This is a genomic window from Synechococcus sp. MIT S9451, assembly GCF_047304725.1.
Lineage (GTDB): Bacteria > Cyanobacteriota > Cyanobacteriia > PCC-6307 > Cyanobiaceae > Synechococcus_C.
This window is the reverse complement of record NZ_CP138971.1, coordinates 739,662-761,108: the sequence shown is the minus strand read 5'-3', so window position 1 is coordinate 761,108 and position 21,447 is coordinate 739,662. Positions and strand designations below refer to the sequence as shown.

Genomic DNA, 21,447 nt, shown 5'->3' with positions numbered 1-21,447 from the left:
TGTGTACTGCCTTAGCCCTGTTGCACTTGAGCCCGCTTGGGTAGGCCGCCCGCCATTAGCAGAGCGACTCCCACCAGCATCATTCCGCCGAACCAGAAGGGACTCGTCGGTCCGAGTTTGTCGTAGCTGAAGCCGGCCGCGGAGGCGCCAAGGAAGGTGCCCAGGCTCTGCAGACCTTGCAGGCCTCCCAGGGCTGCACCCTGTCCGTCGTGATCGAGGCGACGGGAGACGAGAGTTCGCAGGCAGGGGGTGACCAGGCCGGTGCCAACGGCCAACAGGGATACGGCTGTATAGACCACCGGGATGGAAGTGATGGGGGTGGCAAGAGGAATAAGTAGGCATCCCACCATCAGCAGCGCGAGTCCCAACAGGGTGAGGCGAAGTTCCCCGAAGCGTTTGACCAAGGGACCGATCAGTCCGCCCTGAACCACCATGGCAATCACTCCCACAAGTGCGAAGGCTGCTCCGAGCATGCCCCCGGTCCAGTTGAAGTTGTTGATCAGGTAAAGGCTCAGAACGTTGGTAAATCCGTTGAAGGTCATGAAGAAGCCGAAGAAGGCGATCGAGAGTCGGCGCACATCTGGTCTGGAGAACACGCGTCTCAGCAGGGTGATGGGATTGAGTTCGCGTTTGCGCGGAAGCTGTTTGCGGGCCTTTAAGGAATGGGTTTCTGGCAGCAGCTGAAGGACGACGATCAGATTGATCAGGGCGAAGCCAGTGGCTGCCCACGCTGGAAGACTCTTGTTGATGTCACCAAGCAGTCCGCCTAGGCCTGGCGCAATGGCAAAGCCAAGGCCGAAGGCCACGCCGATCAGGCCAAAAGCCCTGGCGCGGTTTTCTGGGGTTGTGATGTCGGCCAGAACGGCTGTGGCCGTTGCAGCGGTGCCTCCGCTGGCGCCGTCGATGATTCTGGCCACGAACAAGATGGCCACCGGCAGGCCTGCCGCAGCGGCACCCGGCCAGATTTGCTGCCAGGGCAGGCTCAGAGTGGTGGCGAACAGGCCCATGCCGAGCACGGACCCCATGACGCAAAGGGTGATCACAGGTTTGCGCCCAAAGCGGTCGCTGAGGGCTCCGATCAGTGGGGCGACAGTGAACTGCGACAGGGCGTAGGTGCCTGAGAGCAGCCCCAAGGTGGTACCACTGCTAATGAAATCCTTCAGTAGCAGTGGCAATAGGGGTAGAAAGATGCTTTCACTCAGCCGGTCATTGAGGAGCGTGAGGAAGGCGCTTAGCAGGGTGGGGAACTGAAACCGTCTCACGCGTGCTCAGGCCTGCGGGGCTGATGGGATCGCTCACCCTCCCACAGACGCCCTCCACTGAATCAGCGCTTGCAAGGTGGAACTGGCGCGACCCTGGCTCAGTGTTGCTTCGGCGAGTTCAAGCCCGGCCTCAAGGCTGGTTGACCAGCCGGCCATCCAGAGATAGACGCCAGCATTCCAGCGCAGGGCAGAGATCAGAGGGCCTTGGTTGTGCAGGGCGTCCTGCGCCTGGTCTTGCCACACCTCCAGGCTTTGCCATTCCTGATCGGGTCCGAAGCTGCCATGGTCGCGGGGATGAAGAATGAGCCGTTCAGGTGCTTTCCCATGGCGCATGCGGGCGGTGATGCAGGCCCTACTGATGGGCAGATCGGTGCCTCCCTCCAGTCCCTTCACGGTGATGACATCCGCTTCTCCCGCAATGGTGAGGGCCTCCCAGGCACGGCTTTCGGTGGGGGGGTGCACAAAACCACTCACCAGCAGATGCTCGCCTGCATGAGCTGTCCAGAGCAATTCCGCACTGGCGATCGGGGGGCGTTTGCCCAGGTCGTCGCGATGGGGGATCAATTGATCGGCCAGTGGAAAGTGGCTGGGCTGATGGATCAGGGCCAGCCCCTGGCTTTGGAAGCCGCTCTGAACCTCATCAAGAGACAGTGTTGCCAGTTCCAGCCCAAGCGCGGTGAAGAGTTCTGAGGCGGTGATGCCGTATTTGACGGGCATGCGTCCACCGGCCTGAAACACCACGGGTTGGCCGACGCTGAGCAGCACCAGGGCGGTGAGCGGATACAGGGGAGCTGTGCGTTTGCGACCGTCAAAGGGCATGCCGAAGCAGATGGGCCGTTGCTGATCAGGCGCACTAACGATTTCCGGCCCAAGCCGCCGATAGGTGTCGACCATGCCGCTTAATTCCTGCGGCTCGGGTCGTCGGATGCGATGGGCGATCAGAAAGGCACCGATTTGGGTATCACTGGCCTGGCCTGTGAGCATCAGATCAAAGGCTTCATCGGCCTCGGCCCGGGTTAAGCCTTTACTGGTGTGCTCACCACTTCCCACTTTGCGGAGCAGCTGCTTGAAGCGCTCCTTTGCTGGTTGCGCGGTGGGGCTGGCTTGAGGCACCGGCACAGATGGAGTCTTGAACGATCCTCTATTTTTCCTCAGAGCCCTGGGAGTAGCGGTTGTTACCAGGCACAAAGCCCTGAATGGGTGCCATGGAAAGGGTGGTCTGGGTGATGGCGGCCTTCTGCGTAATACAGGCGCTCAATCATCAGAGTTGGAAACCGTAGGCGGCTTGGTCTTGATCGGCGCAAGCCAACATCTGCGCGGTTGAATCGGGAAGCAATGTATCTGATCATGAGTTCAGAATCTTCTCTTTTAAAAGTGCAGGAGTTGGTGATCGCTTGCTGTCGCGATTGCTGCAGAATTCAGTCTGCCTGGAAGTGATTTTTGGTAGTGAAAGTGTCTTTTTTGCGTTTGGGATGCGACGAGTCTTGGTCTACTGCTGAGACGTCCCCTCTGGGATGCGGTTTTTGTGCAGCAGCCCCATTCTCTGAGTTTTTATGACTGCTTCCACGCTGACTCCCTCTCTGGCAGCGCCGTCTCAAGCCACGGTGACCTCAACTCTGATGGCTGCCAAAAAAGCCAAGGGCATGAGCTTTGCTGATCTTGAGGCTGCTCTCGGCCTTGATGAGGTTTGGATTGCATCGCTGTTTTATGGCCAGGCCACCGCTTCGGCTGAAGAGGCCGAGAAGTTGGCATCCTTGCTTTCTCTTGATCCTGCAATCACGGCAGCTCTTCAAGAGTTTCCTACCAAGGGCAGTCTTGAGCCCGTGATTCCCACTGATCCTTTGATCTATCGCTTCTACGAGATCATGCAAGTTTATGGGATGCCTCTCAAGGATGTGATTCAGGAAAAGTTTGGTGATGGCATCATGAGTGCAATCGATTTCACTCTTGATGTTGAGAAGGTTGAGGATCCCAAGGGTGATCGTGTGGAGATCACGATGTGTGGAAAATTCTTACCTTACAAGAAATGGTGATGATCTCAGGCTGAGTGAGCATGTAAAAGCCCGGAATAATCCGGGCTTTTTTGTTGGATGAATGAGTCGGGTTTGATTAGGTTCTGTATTGCTGTTTGAGCTGTTTGCATGCCATTTGGCGTCGATCTCCTTCCGGCAGAGCCTGACTGAGTTCCAGTAACCATCGCTGACTTGCAGGTGTGGCAATACAACCGAGCGCCTTGAGGGCTGCGGCTGCCACAGGGTCGGAACCGTCCATGGTGAGCTGAGCCAGGCGCTCTGTTATTGCGGTGCCGTTTCGGCGTTGCAGCAGTCGGATCGTTGTCAGCGCAACGGGATCCCGGAAATCCTTGAGTAGCTTGTTGCAGACGCGAAGCAACTCCCTGTCGTCGAGCAGATGGGCATGGAAATTGAGCAGCTGCAGGCCGGCCAGACGCAGATTCATGCCTGGCATCTCCAGCGTTTGTTCGATCAGGGATAAGGGAAGTTCGCCACCCCAGCAGGCCAGTGACTGCAGCACCAGTAGGGCTCGATCGGGTTCTGTTTCTGGATCGATGCTGCGGAGGTGCTTCATCAGCCAGGTACGGCTTTCAGGCTGATGGCTAAGACCTGCGGCCAGGATCAATTCGTCTTTAGGGCCGTATTGGTCCATCAGTTTCAGGATGAGCGGCCAGCCCCGTTCGGCCAGCATGCCGATTTTTTCAGCTATGGCATGGCGCAGTTCATCAGAAAGGCTGGGGGAGTAAACCTCCCCCAGCCATGCGGGATCCAAAGGAGCCCGTCGTGATGCTTTGGAAAGCCGCTCCCAAAGAACGGCTTCATTGGCAACCTCATTCACAGAGTCGTGATCAGCGGGCGCCCAACTCGGCGGCCAGTTCACGCTCCAGCTTGTCATCATGCTCGTTGGGAAGCACGTTCTCCACCTTGGTGCGGTGGGTGCTGTAGAAGAGCATGCCGATGAACACCATGCCACCAATGATGTTGCCGATGGTGACGGGAATAAAGTTCCAGATGAAGACCTGACCCATGTTCACGCCAGAGCCAAGGATGGGTCCCGCAGTGTGCAGGAATTGATTCACAACGATGTGCTCCATGCCCATCGATTGGAAAGCAGTGATGGGAAGCCAGCACGCCAGGATTTTTCCAGGAACACTCTTGCTCACCAGTGCCATGGTGACCCCTAGGCACACCAACCAATTGGCGATCACCCCGCGAAGAATGGCGAGGAAGAAGCCGAGAGTCTGAAGGTTCTCGTATTTGGTGACAACGTTTGTCTTGTTGAGGGCAATGATCTTGGCGGCAACCTGTTGCCACATGCCACCACCATCAGCAGCCGAGGCTGGGTCAACGGTGCCGCCGCTTGTGAGGCTGATGGCCATGAGTAAGGCAACAACAGCAGTTCCAATCCAGTTCCCTAACCAGACCCAGGCCCAGTTGCGGAAGGTGGCGCGCCAGCTGCTGCGACCTGCCCAGGTGGCCATCGGTAAGAGGGCGAAGTTACCGGTGACTAGCTCCATGCCAAACAGCACGATGCTTGCGAACCCGAAGGGGAACAGTAATGACCCGAGCCAGGGTTGCCCACTCTTGATCCCGACGGTCAGTGCAAGGATCACGGCCAGGCCGAGAATCGCTCCGGAATAGAAGCCACGCAGCAGCAGGTTCTTAATGCTGACAGTGGCTTTTTTGCCGCCGGCGCCAATCATGCCGTCGACAAGTTCATTAGGTAGGACGTAGTCCATCTGGGACGCAGTGACACTCATGGTGTAGGTGCTGATTTCAGGTGTTTGGAGTGGTAGGTCAGTGAATGTATGGGCCCTTTAATCAGCCACTGATTTTGTTCATTAGCTTCGAGAAGCCATCCAGTTGATTAGAAGGACGGGAAATCGGAGCTTTGTCAGCGCCGCTGCTGGTGAACCAGTTGACGAGGCGGGAGAAGAGATCGCGGGATTCGGACATGGGTACTTCTAGAGAGGGTTGTTGGAGAATCGAGTGACCATGGCTTCAAAAAGTCAGCGCCACGGCTTGTTCGATTTTGAGTTTCGTTTTTGGCTTAGTTACTAATGCGATTCATAAATCGGGAGAAGAAATCAGTGCCTCCCTTGGGCTCAGAATTGGTGCTGGGGGCAGGTTTGGGTGTTGCTCCAAATTGTTCGATGAGTAGCTGTTTCAACACAGTTTGAATTTCATCTGCTGGAATGGCTTTGTGCAGCACTGATCCCATTGTCGGGTCACTGCCTTGAGAGCCACCAATCGTAATTTTGTAGCCTTCACCCATCACACCTTCACTATTTTTTGTTTTGGTTCCGGTGAGGCCGATTGCTCCCATATCTGCTTGTCCGCAGTTATTAGGACAGCCCGTCCAGTGGATCTTGATTTCTTCCGTAAGGTTGATCTCTGCGTCAAGTGTCTTGGATAATGCAAGAGCTTGATCCTTGGTGTTGGTGAGAGCAAAGCCGCAGTAACTGTTTCCTGTACAGGAAACGGTGCCTGCTGCTACTGCCTGTGGCTGAAGCGGGAAACGCTTCAGCAGTGGATCAGCTTCCAATGGTTTGATTTGCGCGTTCGGGACTCCCACGAGGATCACGTTCTGGTCCTCGGTGAGGCGCACCTCGCCATTGCCGTATTGGAGGCTGGCGCTTGCCAGGTCTTGCAAGTCATCGGCTCTAAGTCGTCCGACGGGTACGTGCAGGCCAGCAAAGTTCAGGCCTTCTTGCTTTTGGGGATGGATCCCGTAGTGAGAGCGTGGGGTCTGATCGAACACCGAGCCTGGGTCTGGGGTGAGTGGACCGAAGTGCTCCTCAACCAAGGTGCGGAACTGATCCAGCCCGACTTGGTCGAGGTAGAGGCGGAAGCGACCCTTGGGGCGCTTGTCACGCTCACCGTTGTCACGCCAAGGGCGGATGACCGCGTCAGTGATTTTGCAGAGTTCGTCAGGTTTGACCCATGCGTTGAGCGGCAGGGCATAGGCGTTCATCTGGGAGGACAAAACGCCTCCAACCCACACACCGAATCCAAGCTCCCCATCCTTCTCAACCGGATGAAAGATGATGTCGTTGTGGAGGAGGAAGTTGTCTTTTGATCCGGCTACGGCTGTGTTCCACTTGCGTGGAAGGTTGGAGTATTCAGGATTTCCCTCTTCATTGTTGGTGAGGAATTGATTGAGTTCATGGGTATAGGGTCGCGTATCCACAATCTCTTGCGGATCAATGCCTGCCAGGGGATTGCCCGTGACGTTTCGGGGATTGTCAAATCCCGATTGAATGGTGCTTAGTCCGGCTTCCTTCAGTCGTTTGAGAATTTCTGGTAGGTCGCTGAGAAGCACTCCTCTGAGCTGCAGGTTCTGGCGGGTGGTGATATCACAACTGCCGTTTTCGCCGTAGCGCTCGACAATCGAACCAACGACGCGCAGCTGTTGGGCGGACAAGATGCCGTTCGGCACCCTGAGGCGAAGCATGAATTTGCCTGGTGTCTTCGGCCGCCAAAACATGCCGTACCACTTAAGGCGAAGCTGTAGGTCGGTTTCATCGACCTGCTCCCAACCCATCTCTGCGAATTTCTCAATCTCGCTGCCCACGAGCAAGCCATCCTTGGCAGCCTTGTTTTGCTCGATCTTGTTCAGTTTTTTGCCTTCCAGATAGGTTCTGGAGGGAGCGCTGCTGGTCATAACTGGGGGGGGAGATAGACGAGCTTCGAGCTCGATATCGGTCTTGGCAGTGAGGGGCAATCTCGAAATATCGAGCCAGCAGTGCCGATTAGTTCGGTAAAGCTGTGAACGGTTGTTTAGCGATCGGCCTAGTGCTTGCGCGGTAGCGGATCGAACAAAACGCAGTGTTTGTTGTCCTTGATTTTTGGTGTGATTGGATACAAGGAGGCGCTGGGCTTTCTGGCTCGATAGCCCCATGCCTGAACGCCACCACCAATCAGTACTGACGGCCTATTTCGCCCAGCATGCGCGCGGCACCCTGGCGGATCATCGACCAAACCTTGCCCATCGCTGCCAGGTCCCGGTCGAATTCCGAGCGTTGGTTGGAGCGGGGGTAGTGTCCGCGGTCATGCCTGTCCCAGTACCCCTCCTCACTCTCGATCGGGGATCTGCTGCGCCTTTGGCGCCTAGCGTCGACCATCTCGTCTTCCCAGGCTTGTTCACGCCGGGAGCTGGCTTGCATGCTTGGTCGTCGTTGTGCTTGGGCCGGTCTGCGTCTCTGGCTGGGCATGATGCGATGGTCATGGCTGACGATCGTTCGACTTCAACAGTACAGGGGGCGGATCATCCGTTGCCGTTGTTACGGAATGCTCCGTTTGGGTGTTCCTCGGCACGGTTTGCGGCCGTGCCAGTGGATCGAGAGCCTGCGGTGATCCGACTGGTGGTGCATGGCCGTCGTGGGGGTGAAATTCCCCAGTGTTTGATCCGCTTGGCTGACGACCTGGCCCGGCTTCGACGTGCCCCTGTGGAGGTGGAGGCACTGACGGCAGCACCTCTAGCCACGGATCCGCAGCGCTCTTATTGGCTTTTGCCGTTGCTTCTGCTGCCGGGGACTCATGCTCGTAGTGATGTGCCGCAGATCCGAGAGCGGATGCGCCAGGCGGGTGGCAGCGTGACGTTGTTGCCCTTTCTGGGCGCATGGCCGCAGTGGTGGGATCTGTTGCGCCGTTGGATCGCTGCACTGGAGCGTGATGGTCGCTCTGCGGTGGTGGTGCATCACCCTCTGAGACCGGGCTTGGCGGATCGTTATCTCGACATGCTTGAAGAGAAGCTTGGCTGTGCCCTGGTGGCGTTCGATGCATGGGAGGAGTACCTCCAGCAGCATCCCGCCGCTTGGCCTTTACCTCTGGCCCTGGCCCCGAATCGGATGGCGGAGGCGCTGCGGCAGGCTGGTGGAGTGTCTTCGCTGCTTGACGATCCTCAGCTCCGCGCCGGTCTGGTTTCTCTGCTTTCTCTTCTGTCGTGACTGATTCGTCTCAGGGCACTGTCTATCTGGTGGGAGCTGGGCCCGGTGATCCGGAGTTGTTGACCCTCAAGGCGCATCGATTGCTGGCCTCCTGCGATGCCCTGGTGTACGACTCACTCGTGCCCAAGGAGGTGCTCGACCTCGTGCCAGAAGGGTGTGAGCGCCATTTCGTGGGAAAGCGCCGCGGCCATCATTCTGTGCCGCAGCCGAGCACCAATGCAGTGTTGGTGGAACTGGCGCACCGACATCGTTGTGTGGTGCGGCTTAAGGGAGGCGATCCCTTTCTGTTCGGACGTGGTGGCGAGGAAGCGGCCCATCTGGCTGCGCGTGGCATTGGCGTGGAAGTGGTGCCTGGCGTGACCGCTGGGATCGCAGCTCCTGCCTATGCCGGTATTCCAGTCACCCATCGCCGAGCTGGCTCTTCGGTGACCTTTGTCACCGGCCATGAGGAGATCGACAAGAGGCGTCCTTCAGTGAATTGGCGGGCGCTTGCCACGGCGACTGACGGCTTGGTGATTTATATGGGTTTGCATAATCTGCCGCGGATCGCTGAGGAGCTGATCACTGGAGGCTTGGCCGCGGATACTCCCGTGGCCTTGATCCAGCAGGGCACGGTTGCGGGGCAGCGCTGCCTTACCTCCACGCTGGCAGTGGTGGCGGAGGAGGCACGGGCTCAGGCCTTTGCATCCCCATCGATTGTGGTGGTGGGGGAGGTGGTTGACCATCGGATTGATGCCTGTGCTCCAGAACCCGCGGCGGTCACGATGCCGATTCCCTTCTAGGACCTGGCGGGTTGATCAACTGGTTCGCGCAGTCTTGGCATCAGCTGTACGAGGTTGCAGGGCTTGGTCGTGCTGTCGAGCTGCAACTTGATCAAGCGGTCCCATGCTGTTTGCACGGCATCGAGGGATCCTGGCAAGACAAACACGATCGTGCCGTTGGCTACCCCCGCCAGACAGCGGCTCTGCAGGCTGCTGGTGCCAATCGTCTCGAACGACAGCATGCGGAACAGCTCACCGAAGCCATCGATGCTTTTGTCCAGCAGGGGGGTGATGGCCTCCGGAGTGCCATCACGGCCGGTCAGTCCTGTGCCGCCACTCGTGATCACCACATCCACGTTTGGTGCGGCAATCCAGCCGCTCACCACAGCTCTGACCCGATAACGGTCATCTGGACAGATCGCACGTTCCGCCAGGAGATGGCCTGCGGCTCCCAGCCTCTGCTCCAGGCAATGCCCACTGTCGTCATCGGCGATGGTGCGGCGATCGGAAACTGTGAGAAGGGCGATTCTGAGAGTCAGAGTTGGCAAGCAAAGCTGTAGTCGACGCTAAAACGATGGAAGCTCGCCTGCAGGCTGTGATGCCGCATGACGATTTGGGATCGGTGCGTGTGCTTCTATTTGCGGCATTGCGGGACCAGGCGGGATGGGAGGAGAAGCGCATGCCTCTCGCTGGTGATGGTCCGCAAACGGCGTTGCAGCTTTGGATGGCTCTGGAGTTGGGAGCGTTACCTGCCGCAGTGCGCGTGGCGGTGAATCAGGAACTGGTTGATCCGGATCAGCAGCTCCATGCTGGTGACGAACTCGCCTTTCTGCCTCCCTTCACCGGTGGCTGAGATGGGGGACGCGAAGGCTCAGCAGTCTGAGAGGCCCAAGGCTGTTCAGGTGGAGATTCACCCAGAGCCATTCTCTCCATGGCAGCGGTTGGAGTCCTGCTGTGATGGGTTTGCTGCTAGCGCTGTATTCATCGGCCGGGTGCGTCCGGAGAGTGCGCAGGGAGAACATCTTGATGCCCTTGAACTCACGCATTACCCGGGCATGTGCGAGCGCCGCATTGATGAGGATGCGGAGAGGCTGCGTCAGCTCCATGGCGCTGGTGCGGTGCTCGTGCTCCATCGGGTTGGTCGCCTTTCCCCGGGTGAAGTGATCGTTTTAGTTGTGGTGCAGGCGGATCGCCGCGGCCCTGCCCAGCGTTGCTGCAACGAGCTGATTGAGGCCCTCAAACATGACGCCCCGTTTTGGAAACGGGAGTGGTGCGGTGATCAGGGCGCCTGGCTGAGCGGGAACACCCCACTCTGAGAGTGCAGGGTTGGGTGTTGGAGTTGGTATCCGAGTGCTTTGAGCCGTTCATTGTTGATGCGTCGACTGCAGAGCCGTTGGTTTGCGCTTCTGCCCCATTGCACCGGATCCAGTCCCTGTCTGCGCAGACTGTGATCGACAAGATCCTTGAGGCAGATCGGTGCGTCGTTCACCACATTGACGACACCATTCCATTCTCCGTCCATGGCAGCGATCAAGGCGCCTGCGGCATCCTCCACATGAATCCAGTTGGTGAACTGCTGTCCATCGCTGGACTGTTCGCGGCCTGCCAGGCCCTTGAGTCGGGTGTCTAGATCTCGCCCCGGACCATACAGGGCGCCGAGCCGAAGGATGCAAACGTTTCGTCTTCCATCAGCCATGGCTCCAATCAGTTGTTCGCTCTCCACCAGTACCTGCGCATGACCATTCCTGGGATCGGGTGGAGCTGCTTCATCAACCCAGCCGCCATCAGCGTTGCCGTAGATCGAGCAACTGCTCGTATAGAGGATTTGTTGGAGATCAGGTAACTGTGGCAACAGTGACTGCAAACACGTGAAGCTTGCGATGAAGGTCTGCCGGTAGCCGTCCTCATTGACCTGACGATCCCCTTTAGGACCAAGACAGAACACAGCGCGGCGGCTCTTGTTCAGAGCTCTCAGCAGTTGGGTTGGGTTCGTGGCGTCACAGACCATCACGCCATCACTCAGCGCCGCGAGCTCGTGGCGTCGCTCCTCGCGTGTGGTCGTCAGGGTCAGTGGCAGGTGCGAACGGCGGGGTTGCAGTTGACGGGCCAGTGCGAGCCCGACAAACCCGCAACCGACGATGGTCAGTCCCATGGAATGGATGGCTCTAGACCCGACACTAGGAATCTTGATTGGTCAGGGAGGAGCCGACCATGACGAATCAGTGGACTCTCAACCGGCTCAATTTCGAGGGTTGCTGGCAGGGCCGGGGTTGCTGGCACGTGCGTGATTCGGAAGGAGATCTGAACTTCGCGACACCGACACGGGTGATCACGCCAACGCGATATGCCATCAGCTTCAGCGATGAGGACACGGGCGTTTGGGATGGATCAGGCTTGTTCTTCGCGCCGGATGGCAAGGCCACCTACGCCATCAGCCGTGAGTCTTACAACGCTGGCGGTGGTTGCTGGCAGTTCGCTGGTGCTGGCGGTCAGTCCAGCCGACGCTTGGATGCTGGAGCATCCCGGTTCGGCCACGAAATCAATCTGTTTCAGGCTCGTTCCCGTTCGATGCTTGTGCTCATCTGGGAGCCGATCGATCACCATTGGCGGCTGCAGGTCGTTGGTGCGGTTGGCTTCCGTTGTCTGCAGGGTCAATCCGTGGAGCCTGAGCGCCCGATCTGCGCTTCACCTGAGGCGTTGTTGGAACCGTTGCGGGGTTGGCAGGGAAGTTCGGAACGCCTCACCCCCAGCGAGGCCATCCAGGGACAGCCCAGTGCCCCTCAGCCGGTGGTGTTTGACCCGAAGCAGTTGCTTCGCCATGACTGTTCCGCTGTGATGGCCGATGGGTTGGTGTTCTCCGTTCCAGAGCAGCTGCCCAACGCAGCCTTTCGGCTTGAGATCGGTGGTCTGCTCGGACCAGCCTTGTTTCAGCAGGTCAGCATTCTTTTTGATTCAGCTGGAACACTGACGGCCTGGCAACGGTCCACTTTTCAGGCCACTCGGATCTAATTAGAGCAGTCTTGTCCGCACCAGCTGGGCCCAGAGTGGTGTGCCGACGTCGAGCGTTCCAGCGTCGGCGGGCACTTCTAAGAGCAGATCGGCTTGGTGCAGAGAACTGATCCGGGAGGAGGCTTGGGATCCATTCAGCCGCGCCAGCAGCTTTCCCTGAGCGTTGCTTTCCAAGCGTGCTCGGGCCAGTTCAGGCCTGCCTGGGCGTCGTTGTAATGGATCCGCCAGTTCCACTCGTAATCGAGGGAAGAGTTCGGGTGAGGCTTGTCCTTCCAGTCGCTGCAGGGCAGGCCAGAGCAGTTGCAACGCAGTGATGGCTGCTGCCACCGGATTGCCCGGTAGACCGAAGAACGGCACCCCATGGCCCAATGTTCCAAAGGCAAAGGGGCGCCCTGGCCGCAGGAACAGTTTCCAGAAGTCGACGCTGCCCAGTTCCGCTACCAGAGGACGGATCCAATCGCTATCCCCAGCGGAGACACCCCCTGTGGTCACCACCACATCGCAGACGGCTGCAAGGTCGCTGAGGTTGCTGCGGAGTGCTTCCGGCTGGTCTGGCACGACGCGACGGTCGTGAACGTTGTGGCCAAGCTTGCGCAGCATCGTCTCCAGAAGGGTGCCGTTGCTTTCCCAGATCGCACCCGCAGGGCGGATGCTGCCGGCTGGCACCAGTTCGTCACCACTGATCAGCATTCCGATCTTTGCTTGCTGGTGCACCTTGAGATCGGCAATGCCGCAGCTAGCCAGTCGGGCTAGATCCGCAGGCCCGAGTCGATGCCCTGCTTCCAGAAGAACGTCATCGGCGCGGCACTCCTCGTCCGCTGCGCGGATCCATGGCCTGTCGGAGGCCTCTTGCACCAGCGTGATGGCCTGGTCGTTCTCCCTCACCAGTTCCTGGGGCAGCACCCAGTCGGCTCCTTGAGGGAGGGGGGCTCCCGTCAGAATTCTGATCGCTTCTCCGGCGCCAAGACTTCCTTGGAATGGCTGCCCGGCGACGGCGCGTCCGCGCAGACTCCATCGCTCTCCTTGTGCTGGTTGAGTGGCTTGACCAAGGGCATAGCCATCCATCATTGAGGCCCTGAAGCCGGGTACGGCTTCTTGAGCCACGGTTGGTTCGGCACTGACCCGTCCCAGGGCATCAGCCAGTGCAAGCGTTTCGAGATCGGTGAGGGGTTGGATCGCCTCCAAGATCCGTTGGCGGGCGTCCTCCAAGGGCAACCCTTCGGGGCCATAGGGCTCAGCGGATCCAGACACCGTTACGGCCTCCTTGCTTGCGCAGCAGCTGAATGGCTTCGATGGTCATCGCCGGATCCACGGCCTTGAGCATGTCGTAGAGGGTGAGGAGTCCCACCGAGACAGCCGTCATGGCCTCCATCTCCACACCGGTTTGGTGGGTGGTGCGACAGCTGCAGGTGAGGCGGAGCCCTGGCAGATCCTGATCGGGTTCGATGCAGACATCGATGCCACTGAGAGGGAGTGGATGGCAGAGCGGGATCAGCTCCCAGGTGTGTTTGGCAGCTTGAATCGCGGCCACACGCGCCACCGCCAGTAGATCACCTTTCGGGGTTTCGCCGCGTTGAATCAGGGCCAGGGTGTCTGTTGCCATCCTGATCCTGCCTTCAGCGACGGCTTCGCGTCGTGAGGCGGAGCGGTCGCCCACCTCCACCATGTGCACCTCACCTTGCTGGTTGAGGTGGCTGAGGTTTTCACCCATCCGATGCCGGAGGTCGTGCTTATCGATTCAGCCTGGCAGATCAGACCAGGCTGACTTTGCCCGACCGGATGTCGAAGTAGCTCACCACGATCGTGAGACGGCCATCGACCTCTGCATCGGCCAGCACCCGGCTGCGTTGTGTGAGTTGTTTGGCGGCGAAGCCGGCGTTGCGTTTGATCGCTGTTGCCAGAGTGTTCTCTGGGCTGAGGCTGGCCCGGATCGGTTTCACCAGTTGCTCCAGCAGTGGAGTGAGAGGGGCGCTGTCGCGGGCTGCTTTGACAGCGCCGCAGTCGCTGTGACCCATCACCATGATCAACGGTGTGTGGAGCGTGGCCACGCCGAATTCGAGCGAGGCGATGGCGTTATCAAATGCGGTGTTGCCTGCGCTGCGGATCACGAACAGATCCGCTGGGGCAGCATCGAAGATCCATTCCGGAGATACGCGTGAATCGGCGCAGCTGAGAATGGAAGCCCAGGGGGCCTGGCCTGTTGTCAGCGTGTCGCCTGGTAGATAGCAACCCTTGGTCCAGAGGCTTGACATGGCCTCAGCCCTTGCCGCCATGGTCGTTGCGGTGTTGTTGCTCTGCCAAGCGGCGGCGAAACGTTCGTTGCCCTCGAGCAAGGCTGCCAGAGGGTCTTGGGGCTGGCAGGAACGGGGCGTTTCATCTGCCTGAATTGCAGTATTGACCTTGAGGGGAGCAGCTTCAGCAGGGTCGGCTTCCCCCAGCCATGAACCAACGAGTCCGGCGGCTGTGAGTCCACTGCCGAGCAGGAAGGAACGTCGATTCAGTCCCACGGTTCTGCGTCCTGACGCTTGGGACGCTAAACCCCGTTCCGGTGCAGAGGGCGTGGTTGGCTTGGCATCAGTGCTCGATCAGCGCGCTCCGAGTGGGGCCCACAGGGTGGCTTCAGAGCCCACAACAGCCTCAACCTTGACCGCTTCAATGTTGGCGGCCGTGGCGTTGGTGGGTTGGACGTTGGCGGCGGCGGTGGGAACACGGCTGCTCTCACTCACTGCATCCCGTTCTCCCAATGCAGCCCACAGCGTGGCGGGGCTGGCGACGACAGGCTCAACAGCTGCCGCTCCGGTTTGAACCGCGGTGGATTGGCTGTGAACCAACTGCACGGCAAGGGAACCGACGATGAAGGCACCCAGGAAACCGGCCGCCACAGTGATGGGACTGCGGCCTGAGACGGACGAAATGGTGTGTGTCACGCCTGAAACTCTTCAACAGAATTTCAGTATGAGAAAAAATGGTGCGAACCGCTACTGAATGGAGAGAAATCAGTATCAGAATTAACGCTTTGTCCAGTATTCAGGAAGCTCGGTTTGTTTTGAGCCAAGTTTTCAGACATCACCCATCCGTGGGAGATGCCAAGCAACATTCCAAGGGAGAGGGCGAAGCGCACGACGTTAATCTTGTAACAGCGTGAACATCGCTGGTTCTGCGTTCCTTTGTTGTCATCATTGACACCATTCACCCTCCTGGTTGATGGGCAGTCATCACAATTCGGCCAGTCATTGTTTTGCTTTTGAGCAGGATTTCATTGGCAACTGGCGCTGCATTCCCCTCTGTGTGCGCCGCAAGTTGGATCTGATCGGCCTCAAGCTCAAACTCAATCACTGGCTTGCTCTCAGCCAGGTACAGCGTCAGGAGTTGGTGGACTGGCCTGATGCGTCTGACGCTTTAGAGCGGTTGCGCGAGCATCTGCGGTCCTGCACTAGTGGCATGGCCGAGGGGATAGCGAAGGATCTTCTCCCCATCGTGGATGCAGCGTGGCAGCAGGCCGATCGATGCCCAGCTGAAGTCTTGACTGCTGCCGCTACCCGGGGGGTTGGGTTGACGCCAGCCCAGTGGTCAGGGATGAGTGAGCTGGAACGGTTCGCTCTCTGCAAGCTGGTGCGGCCTGGGCACGATCACCACAACCTTGAAGCGGCTTTCAGTGAAGTGCTGGCGTGAGCAGGTTGCGAAGTGCCTTCAGTCGTCCCATCTCTTGCTCCACCGGTTTGACGACGGACACTGCTGGCGCCACGACAACAGCGCAGGCCTTCAGCTCCGGTTGCTTCGACACAGGGCAGGCTTGATCATGCATCAGCACATTGGCTTCGCAGGCTTTGTCCTGAGTAAATCCCCAGTGCATGGGTAAAAACACAGTGCCGCGACGGATCCGGGGGCTGACCTGTACCTTCGCGGTGATGTGGCCGCGACGGGAACTGATCGCTGCGAGTTGCTTGTCTTCCACTTGATAAGCGCGGGCATCGTCTGGGTGGATTTCCAGGACCGGTTCGGGGTGCATGGTTTGCAGACGTTTCACCTTGCCGGTGCGCGTCATCGTGTGCCATTGCCCGAGGTAGCGCCCCACTGTGAGCACCAGTGGAAAGGTGTTGCATGGGGGTTCGGCCAGACCCAGCGGTTTGTCGTTGCTGAAACGGGCTCGGCCCGTTGCTGTGGCGAAGTGATGGTCGGTGTAGAGGCGTTTCGCGGTCTGCGTCGGAGCACTGCCTTGGGGGAAGGGCCACTGCTGCGGACCCTCTTGAGCCAGCAGGTCATGGCTCAGACCTGACATGTCACAGAGTCGTCCAGTGGTCAGCCTGGTGAATTCTGCATACACCTCTGCGGAGGAGTGGTAGCTGAACTGATCCACAAAGCCCAGGCGTCGTCCGATGTCTGCGAACACTTCCCAGTCGGGCCGGCTGTCGCCATGGCGGGGCCGATAGGCCGGACAGTAGGTGACGCGCCGTTCGGAGTTGGTCATGGCGCCGGCCTTCTCGCTCCATTGCGAGGCAGGCAGTAGCAGATGGGCGTAGTGGGATGTTTCCGAGTCTGCGTAGGCCTCGCTGACCACAACCAGTGGACAACGCTGCATCGCTGCCTTGACCCGTTCCAGGTCTGGCATGCTCACCAGAGGGTTGGTAGCAGCCACCCACCAGAGCTCAAGCTCGCCTCGTTCCATGGCTTCCACCTGCTGCCAGGCGGCGAGTCCAGGCATCGGAGAGATTCGCCCTGCTGGAACGTTCCAGGCTTGTTCGACTTGGCTGCGGTGTTCGGCATTGGTCACCAGTCGGTAGCCGGGAAGGAGATGGGCCAGCCCGCCGGCTTCACGCCCACCCATTGCATTGGGCTGGCCGGTGAGTGAGAACGGCCCGGCCCCTTCCTTGCCGATCTGGCCACTGAGCAGATGCAGGTTGATCAGCCCCTGTACCACAGCAGTGCCCTCACGCCGTTGGTTCACGCCCATCGACCACAGGCTCAGCACCCGCTGACGCCTGTGGAACAATTCGGCGACGTCGCGTAGACGTTTCTCGGGAATGCCGCAGAAGCGCGCCACCTTGCGTGGCGTCCAGCGGGTCACCACATCGAAGAATGGTTTGTAGTTTTCGGTGTGCTGGTCGATGAAGCTGACGTCTTGACCGTTCTCCCGCAGCACGAGATGGGCCATGCCATGGAGCAGGGCCAGGTCGGTGCCTGGTGCCACGGCAAGGTGGATGTCGGCAGCTTTGGCGGTGTTGGTCTGGCGTGGATCGATCACCACGATCGTGAGGCTGTTGGGGTTGCGTTTTTTGCGTTTGAGCAGTCGTTGGAACAGCACCGGGTGGCATTCGGCCGTGTTGGTGCCGATCAGCACGGCCACACTGCAATGGTCGATGTCCTCGTAGCAACAGGGGGGGCCATCGGAGCCGAGGCTGCGGGTGTAGCCGGCTACAGCCGAACTCATGCAGAGGCGTGAGTTGGCATCAAAGTTGTTGGTGCCTAGGGCTCCCTTCAGTAGTTTCTGGGCGAGGTAGTAATCCTCGGTGTGGAACTGACCAGAGCCATACATGGCAATGGCATCAGGGCCTTTGCTTTGCAGGGTTGTACGGATCTGATCGGTGATCGTCTGGAGGGCCGTATCCCAGCTCACCGGCTGGAAGTCCTGATCAAGGCTGGCGCGATAGAGCGGTTGTTGGAGGCGTCCGCGGGAGAGGGTTTCCCCCACGGTGGCGCCTTTGATGCACACCTGTCCAAGGCTGGAGGGGTGCTGCCGGTCGCCGCGCGCGGTCCAGATTGGGTTGCCTTCGGGATCGCGTTTGACGGCTTGACCGGGTTGGGCTGGAGCGAGCAATTCAAGGCCGCAGCCCACACCGCAGTAGGGGCACTGGCTGCGCACAGACGGTGTGGTCATGGCTTTGAGAATGAAAAGCCTGGGCTTTTAGCCCAGGCCATGGAGCCGCAATCTGCGGCGTTTGTTGTGGGGCTTGAGGGGTCAGCGACCAGCCAGCACAGGAATCGCTTCTTCTCCTTCATGCAGTTCTGCGAAAGACCCTTTGGGTTCCTTCAGGAAGAAGAAGCAGAAGAAGGCCACAATCAGCCCAGCAATGCCAAGGATCATGAAAAAGGCACTGTTCGAGTTGGCGATCACCTCCGGTGAGGGATCTGAACCACCACCCATCCACATCGGCAGCAGGCTGAAGATGGTGAGATAGGTCACAGCACCGACATTTCCGTAGGCACCCACCAGCCCGGCAACCTGACCGGTGACGCGGCGCTTCACCAGAGGGACTAGGGCAAAAGTTGCACCTTCTCCGGATTGGACAAAGAAGGACGCAAGCATCGTGATCACCACGGCCACGGTGATGCCGCTGGCCCCTGAGAAGGTGCCGGGTTTGATCATGCTCATCACCAGGTAGCCAAAGCCCAGGCCGGCGGTGAGGAAGCCCATGGTGTTCTTGCGGCTGCCGACTTTGTCGGAAATCAAACCACCTGCAGGGCGGGCAATCAGGTTCACGAATGCAAAGCAGGAGGCAAGAATGCCGGCCGTCGCTTTTGGCAGATCAAACGTGGTTTCAAAGAAGGTGGGCAGCATCGACACCACAGCGAGCTCGGAACCGAAGTTGACGATGTAGGTGAGTTCCAGAATGGCCACCTGACGGAACTCGTAGCGGTCTTCCTTGGGGTAGACCTTGTTGCCCAGGATCAGTTCACGGTTGGTGCGGATGATGCCCCAGGTTTGGAAGGCAAACCAGAGGGCAACAGCGCCCAGGGCCAGTGGATAGGTGGCGGCAGTGAGGAAGCCCACTTTCTGCAGGCGCCAGCAGAGCACGCACAGAATCGCAGCAAAGGGGACATTCATGCCCAGCAGACCCCAGAAATCACGCATGGAGGTCACTTCCAATCCAGCGGTTTTCTCTGGCTTTTGATACGCCTTGCCTGGAGGTGTATCGGTGACGTTGAAGAAATAGAAGACGCCGTAAAGGGCAGAGATAATGCCTGTGAGGGCGATTGCACCGCGCCAGTTCAGCACTGCACCTGTTGGTAGTTCGAAGCCACCGGAGAACGAGAGAACGCCAGCTAGAAACACCATGGTGAGTGCCGAGAAGGCCGAGCCGAAGTTGCCCCAGCCGCCGTAGATGCCTTCAGCTAGGCCGATTTCTTTCGGCGGGAACCACTCAGCCACCATGCGGATGCCGATCACGAAGCCGGCGCCGACGATGGAGAGTAAAAGACGAGCTACGACCAGCTGGTTGAAGTCCTGAGCGGAGGCAAACAGCAGGCAGGGAAAGGCCGAGAAGACCAGGATCGAGGAATAGGTAATCCGGGGTCCGAATTTGTCGAGCAGCATGCCGATCAGCACCCGAGCTGGGATAGTGAGGGCCACGTTGCAGATCGCCACCGTGCGGATCTCGCCGAGTTCGAGGCCGAGATCTGCTCGTACTGTGGTGGCTAGAGGGGCCAGATTGAACCAGACGACGAACGTCAGGAAAAAGGCAATCCAAGTGAGATGAAGTGTTCGATATCTCCCTTGGAACGACCAAAGATCGCCAAGCATGAAAGTGAAATTTTGGTGCCCTCGAGCGTCAGAAGAGAAGTGCTGAGGATGGAATTAGACGGCGCTGAACAAAAGGACCGTTCACAAATTGATTAAACGCCACTCGCTACCCTCTCAATGGTTGCAGCGGCTACTAAACAAGTGAAAACGGTTCTCGCTAAACATTATTTCCGCTAATCAATGCAATGAGTTCTTGCGATTGATCTTCCAAAGGTGATCATTGCTACATGTTTGCCGTGATGTTTTGGCACGATTGCCAGTTGGCTTCAGTGGTCGTTTGGTCAGCTGTTGTGATGAGATCTGATGGCCTCACAGCCTGCGTTTTCAGTGGCGGTGCCAGTGAACGGATGGGTCGCGATAAGGCATTGCTTTCCCATCCCAGCGGTGGCCTCTGGTTGCCCACCCTTGTTGATCATCTGCGGGCATTGCAGTTGCCGGTTTTGGTGGTGAGCCGACATCAGTCCCACCAAGCCCTGCTGCATGGACGGCCTCAGGTGCAAGTGATGCTGGAATCGCCCCCCTGGCAGGGGCCTTTGCGTGCGTTGGAGCGGGTCTTGGCTGTTGACTCTGGTTATCCATTGTTGGTGGCGCCGGTGGATATGCCGCTACTCACTCCGGCGGTGTTGCAGCAGTTAATCGATGACTGGCAGACCGATCCCCAGCGTGTGGCCATAGCGGATGATGGCGAACGCCTGCAACCCTTACTGGGCATCTATCCCTCCGGTGCACCGTTTCAGCCGCTGCTTCGGCAGCAGTTGCAGCAAGGCGATCGACGTTGGTTGCGCTGGCTGGATCAGATTCCCCATCAGACGGTTCGTCTGCCTGCTGCTGCTCTTCGCAATGTGAACGCTCCTGCTGATCTGGCAGCGTTACAGGCATGACAATGACCCCTGTGATCGATCAGTTGGATCGCCCCCTAGGGGTGTTGCGCCTCTCGCTGACTGCTCGCTGCAATCTGGCCTGTCCCTACTGCTGCCCGGATGCAAAGGAGCCGGAAGGTTTGTTGAATCTCGAGGCCCAGTTGGCGGTGATCCGCGCAGCCTGCCGGCTTGGTGCCCACACGTTGCGGCTCACTGGTGGCGAGCCTTTACTCAGTGATCGGCTTTGGCCATTGCTGGAGCAACTTGCCGCGGGTCGTACCGATCCCTCTGACCCCTTGCACCAGTTGCGTCAGCTCACTTTGACCAGTAACGGTATTCTGCTCACGCCGCAGCGGGCCCTTCAGCTCAAGGCCCTTGGGTTGGACCGCGTCACGATCAGTCTGGATGGAGCTGATGCCATCAGCGTGGCGCGTATGACGGGTTTCCCTGGGGAGGCGCGCACGGGTGAGCGTTTGCTGGCTCAGGTGCTGAGAGCTCTCAAGGCTGCTCGGGCGGCTGGCTTCGATCCGCGTCTTGGCCAATTGAAGTTGAACAGTGTCATCCAGAACGGTGTCAACCAGGACCAGCTCATTCCTTTGGCGGCACTGGCCCGCGACCAGCAGCTGGAGCTGCGCCTGATCGAATATATGGATGTGGGCAATCGCAACGGCTGGACCGAGCAGCAGGTTGTGCCGGCTGCGGAGATGATTGCCCGTTTGCACCGTCAGTGGCCGCTCGAGCCTGTGGGTCGCGCTCATCACGCCACTGCAACCCGTTGGCGTTATCGAGATGGTGGTGGGCTCGTGGGGGTGATTGCCTCCATCACCGAGCCGTTTTGTGGTGATTGCAACCGGCTGCGGGTCACCGCCGATGGTCTGGCCTTCACCTGTCTGTTCGCGAATGAGGGGCTTGACCTACGCCGCTGGTTGATGCCCCGTCCTGATCACGCCGGCCTGATGGCAGCGCTGACCACTGCATGGCATGGACGGGAGGATCGTTTCAGTGAGCTGCGGGCCCAGCTGGGTTCACCGTCGCCCCATGCGGAGATGGCCTACCTGGGGGGTTGATCTGATTG

General features: G+C 58.9%; 23 protein-coding genes. 9 read left to right on the top strand and 14 right to left on the bottom strand.

All coding sequences use genetic code 11. From position 1 onward, the window contains the following. Positions 1-11: 11 nt before the first annotated feature. Positions 12-1,262, bottom strand: a complete 1,251-nt coding sequence (locus SIB72_RS04020) for an MFS transporter (protein WP_413744679.1) — start codon at positions 1,260-1,262, stop codon at positions 12-14. Between the two features lie 33 nt (positions 1,263-1,295). Next, positions 1,296-2,375, bottom strand: a complete 1,080-nt coding sequence (locus tag SIB72_RS04015) for an anthranilate phosphoribosyltransferase family protein (protein ID WP_413744678.1) — start codon at positions 2,373-2,375, stop codon at positions 1,296-1,298. Between the two features lie 440 nt (positions 2,376-2,815). Between SIB72_RS04015 and cynS the strand changes: the two genes are divergently transcribed. Next, entirely contained in the window at positions 2,816-3,295 is a 480-nt protein-coding gene (gene cynS / locus SIB72_RS04010) for a cyanase (RefSeq protein WP_413744677.1), read from the top strand. Positions 3,296-3,371: 76 nt separating this feature from the next. On the opposite strand, the gene SIB72_RS04005 is transcribed toward cynS, so the two are convergent. The 4 genes from SIB72_RS04005 to SIB72_RS03990 form a co-directional block, all read right to left on the bottom strand. Next, positions 3,372-4,112, bottom strand: coding sequence for a HEAT repeat domain-containing protein (locus tag SIB72_RS04005; protein ID WP_413744676.1), 741 nt, complete (start codon positions 4,110-4,112; stop codon positions 3,372-3,374). A gap of 10 nt (positions 4,113-4,122) precedes the next feature. After that, positions 4,123-5,013, bottom strand: a complete 891-nt coding sequence (locus SIB72_RS04000; protein WP_115119207.1) for a formate/nitrite transporter family protein — start codon at positions 5,011-5,013, stop codon at positions 4,123-4,125. A gap of 311 nt (positions 5,014-5,324) precedes the next feature. After that, entirely contained in the window at positions 5,325-6,938 is a 1,614-nt protein-coding gene (locus SIB72_RS03995) for a ferredoxin--nitrite reductase (RefSeq protein WP_413744675.1), read from the bottom strand. Positions 6,939-7,194: 256 nt separating this feature from the next. After that, positions 7,195-7,440 carry a hypothetical protein gene (locus SIB72_RS03990; RefSeq protein ID WP_115019094.1) on the bottom strand — a complete coding sequence of 82 codons (246 nt, stop codon included), beginning with the start codon at positions 7,438-7,440 and terminating at the stop codon, positions 7,195-7,197. A gap of 60 nt (positions 7,441-7,500) precedes the next feature. On the opposite strand from SIB72_RS03990, the gene SIB72_RS03985 reads away from it, so the two are divergent. Then, a complete protein-coding gene (locus SIB72_RS03985; protein ID WP_244281498.1) occupies positions 7,501-8,223 on the top strand; it encodes a CbiX/SirB N-terminal domain-containing protein in 723 nt (240 codons plus the stop codon). Then, complete coding sequence (cobA, locus tag SIB72_RS03980) at positions 8,220-9,005, top strand: uroporphyrinogen-III C-methyltransferase (protein ID WP_413744674.1); 786 nt, start codon at positions 8,220-8,222, stop codon at positions 9,003-9,005. The genes SIB72_RS03985 and cobA overlap by 4 nt, the downstream gene beginning before the upstream one ends. Here cobA and moaB read toward each other — a convergent pair. Further along, the gene (gene moaB, locus SIB72_RS03975) at positions 9,002-9,523 is read right to left on the bottom strand and encodes a molybdenum cofactor biosynthesis protein B (RefSeq protein WP_413745039.1); all 522 of its coding nucleotides are present in this window, start codon (positions 9,521-9,523) and stop codon (positions 9,002-9,004) included. The two genes, cobA and moaB, sit on opposite strands and share 4 nt — an antisense overlap. A gap of 35 nt (positions 9,524-9,558) precedes the next feature. Between moaB and SIB72_RS03970 the strand changes: the two genes are divergently transcribed. Together SIB72_RS03970 and SIB72_RS03965 are read left to right on the top strand one after the other, a co-directional pair. Next, complete coding sequence (locus SIB72_RS03970) at positions 9,559-9,837, top strand: MoaD/ThiS family protein (RefSeq protein ID WP_413744673.1); 279 nt, start codon at positions 9,559-9,561, stop codon at positions 9,835-9,837. Position 9,838: 1 nt separating this feature from the next. Further along, the gene (locus SIB72_RS03965) at positions 9,839-10,300 is read left to right on the top strand and encodes a molybdopterin synthase catalytic subunit (protein WP_413745038.1); all 462 of its coding nucleotides are present in this window, start codon (positions 9,839-9,841) and stop codon (positions 10,298-10,300) included. Here SIB72_RS03965 and SIB72_RS03960 read toward each other — a convergent pair. Then, positions 10,264-11,136: an NAD-dependent epimerase/dehydratase family protein gene (locus SIB72_RS03960; RefSeq protein WP_115119199.1), complete on the bottom strand. Its 873-nt coding sequence runs from the start codon at positions 11,134-11,136 to the stop codon at positions 10,264-10,266. The two genes, SIB72_RS03965 and SIB72_RS03960, sit on opposite strands and share 37 nt — an antisense overlap. Before the next feature lie 59 nt (positions 11,137-11,195). Between SIB72_RS03960 and SIB72_RS03955 the strand changes: the two genes are divergently transcribed. Then, positions 11,196-11,993, top strand: a complete 798-nt coding sequence (locus SIB72_RS03955) for a hypothetical protein (protein WP_413744672.1) — start codon at positions 11,196-11,198, stop codon at positions 11,991-11,993. Here SIB72_RS03955 and glp read toward each other — a convergent pair whose 3' ends face one another. From glp to SIB72_RS03935, 4 genes are all read right to left on the bottom strand, one after another. Continuing rightward, entirely contained in the window at positions 11,994-13,244 is a 1,251-nt protein-coding gene (gene glp, locus SIB72_RS03950; RefSeq protein WP_413744671.1) for a gephyrin-like molybdotransferase Glp, read from the bottom strand. It abuts the gene before it with no gap. Further along, positions 13,228-13,704 (bottom strand): cyclic pyranopterin monophosphate synthase MoaC, encoded by a 477-nt coding sequence (moaC, locus tag SIB72_RS03945; RefSeq protein WP_413744670.1) that lies wholly within the window; start codon positions 13,702-13,704, stop codon positions 13,228-13,230. The genes glp and moaC overlap by 17 nt, the downstream gene beginning before the upstream one ends. A 40-nt stretch (positions 13,705-13,744) precedes the next feature. Beyond that, entirely contained in the window at positions 13,745-14,500 is a 756-nt protein-coding gene (locus SIB72_RS03940; RefSeq protein ID WP_413744669.1) for a carbonic anhydrase, read from the bottom strand. A 78-nt stretch (positions 14,501-14,578) separates the two neighbouring features. Next, complete coding sequence (locus SIB72_RS03935; RefSeq protein WP_115119189.1) at positions 14,579-14,920, bottom strand: hypothetical protein; 342 nt, start codon at positions 14,918-14,920, stop codon at positions 14,579-14,581. A gap of 277 nt (positions 14,921-15,197) precedes the next feature. Here SIB72_RS03935 and SIB72_RS03930 point away from each other — a divergent pair, with 277 nt between their 5' ends. Then, positions 15,198-15,665 (top strand): nitrate reductase associated protein, encoded by a 468-nt coding sequence (locus SIB72_RS03930; protein ID WP_413744668.1) that lies wholly within the window; start codon positions 15,198-15,200, stop codon positions 15,663-15,665. Here SIB72_RS03930 and SIB72_RS03925 read toward each other — a convergent pair. Both SIB72_RS03925 and SIB72_RS03920 read right to left on the bottom strand, forming a co-directional pair. After that, complete coding sequence (locus SIB72_RS03925) at positions 15,646-17,868, bottom strand: nitrate reductase (RefSeq protein ID WP_115119185.1); 2,223 nt, start codon at positions 17,866-17,868, stop codon at positions 15,646-15,648. The genes SIB72_RS03930 and SIB72_RS03925 overlap by 20 nt on opposite strands. A gap of 81 nt (positions 17,869-17,949) precedes the next feature. Next, positions 17,950-19,512: a NarK family nitrate/nitrite MFS transporter gene (locus SIB72_RS03920; RefSeq protein ID WP_413744667.1), complete on the bottom strand. Its 1,563-nt coding sequence runs from the start codon at positions 19,510-19,512 to the stop codon at positions 17,950-17,952. Positions 19,513-19,805: 293 nt separating this feature from the next. Between SIB72_RS03920 and SIB72_RS03915 the strand changes: the two genes are divergently transcribed. Together SIB72_RS03915 and SIB72_RS03910 are read left to right on the top strand one after the other, a co-directional pair. Continuing rightward, positions 19,806-20,393, top strand: a complete 588-nt coding sequence (locus SIB72_RS03915) for a molybdenum cofactor guanylyltransferase (RefSeq protein ID WP_413744666.1) — start codon at positions 19,806-19,808, stop codon at positions 20,391-20,393. 2 nt (positions 20,394-20,395) lie between these two features. Beyond that, entirely contained in the window at positions 20,396-21,439 is a 1,044-nt protein-coding gene (locus SIB72_RS03910; RefSeq protein ID WP_413745037.1) for a GTP 3',8-cyclase MoaA, read from the top strand. Positions 21,440-21,447 lie beyond the last annotated feature (8 nt).

What these genes read in the sequence shown, in the direction of transcription:
- cynS (WP_413744677.1), top strand. Translation starts at nt 2,816, where the DNA reads ATGACTGCTTCCACGCTGACTCCCTCTCTGGCAGCGCCGTCTCAAGCC.
- SIB72_RS04000 (WP_115119207.1), bottom strand. Translation starts at nt 5,013, where the DNA reads ATGGACTACGTCCTACCTAATGAACTTGTCGACGGCATGATTGGCGCC.
- SIB72_RS03995 (WP_413744675.1), bottom strand. Translation starts at nt 6,938, where the DNA reads ATGACCAGCAGCGCTCCCTCCAGAACCTATCTGGAAGGCAAAAAACTG.
- SIB72_RS03990 (WP_115019094.1), bottom strand. Translation starts at nt 7,440, where the DNA reads ATGCAAGCCAGCTCCCGGCGTGAACAAGCCTGGGAAGACGAGATGGTC.
- SIB72_RS03985 (WP_244281498.1), top strand. Translation starts at nt 7,501, where the DNA reads ATGGCTGACGATCGTTCGACTTCAACAGTACAGGGGGCGGATCATCCG.
- SIB72_RS03970 (WP_413744673.1), top strand. Translation starts at nt 9,559, where the DNA reads ATGGAAGCTCGCCTGCAGGCTGTGATGCCGCATGACGATTTGGGATCG.
- SIB72_RS03965 (WP_413745038.1), top strand. Translation starts at nt 9,839, where the DNA reads ATGGGGGACGCGAAGGCTCAGCAGTCTGAGAGGCCCAAGGCTGTTCAG.
- SIB72_RS03960 (WP_115119199.1), bottom strand. Translation starts at nt 11,136, where the DNA reads ATGGGACTGACCATCGTCGGTTGCGGGTTTGTCGGGCTCGCACTGGCC.
- SIB72_RS03955 (WP_413744672.1), top strand. Translation starts at nt 11,196, where the DNA reads ATGACGAATCAGTGGACTCTCAACCGGCTCAATTTCGAGGGTTGCTGG.
- moaC (WP_413744670.1), bottom strand. Translation starts at nt 13,704, where the DNA reads ATGGGTGAAAACCTCAGCCACCTCAACCAGCAAGGTGAGGTGCACATG.
- SIB72_RS03930 (WP_413744668.1), top strand. Translation starts at nt 15,198, where the DNA reads ATGGGCAGTCATCACAATTCGGCCAGTCATTGTTTTGCTTTTGAGCAG.
- SIB72_RS03925 (WP_115119185.1), bottom strand. Translation starts at nt 17,868, where the DNA reads ATGACCACACCGTCTGTGCGCAGCCAGTGCCCCTACTGCGGTGTGGGC.
- SIB72_RS03920 (WP_413744667.1), bottom strand. Translation starts at nt 19,512, where the DNA reads ATGCTTGGCGATCTTTGGTCGTTCCAAGGGAGATATCGAACACTTCAT.
- SIB72_RS03915 (WP_413744666.1), top strand. Translation starts at nt 19,806, where the DNA reads ATGAGATCTGATGGCCTCACAGCCTGCGTTTTCAGTGGCGGTGCCAGT.
- SIB72_RS03910 (WP_413745037.1), top strand. Translation starts at nt 20,396, where the DNA reads ATGACCCCTGTGATCGATCAGTTGGATCGCCCCCTAGGGGTGTTGCGC.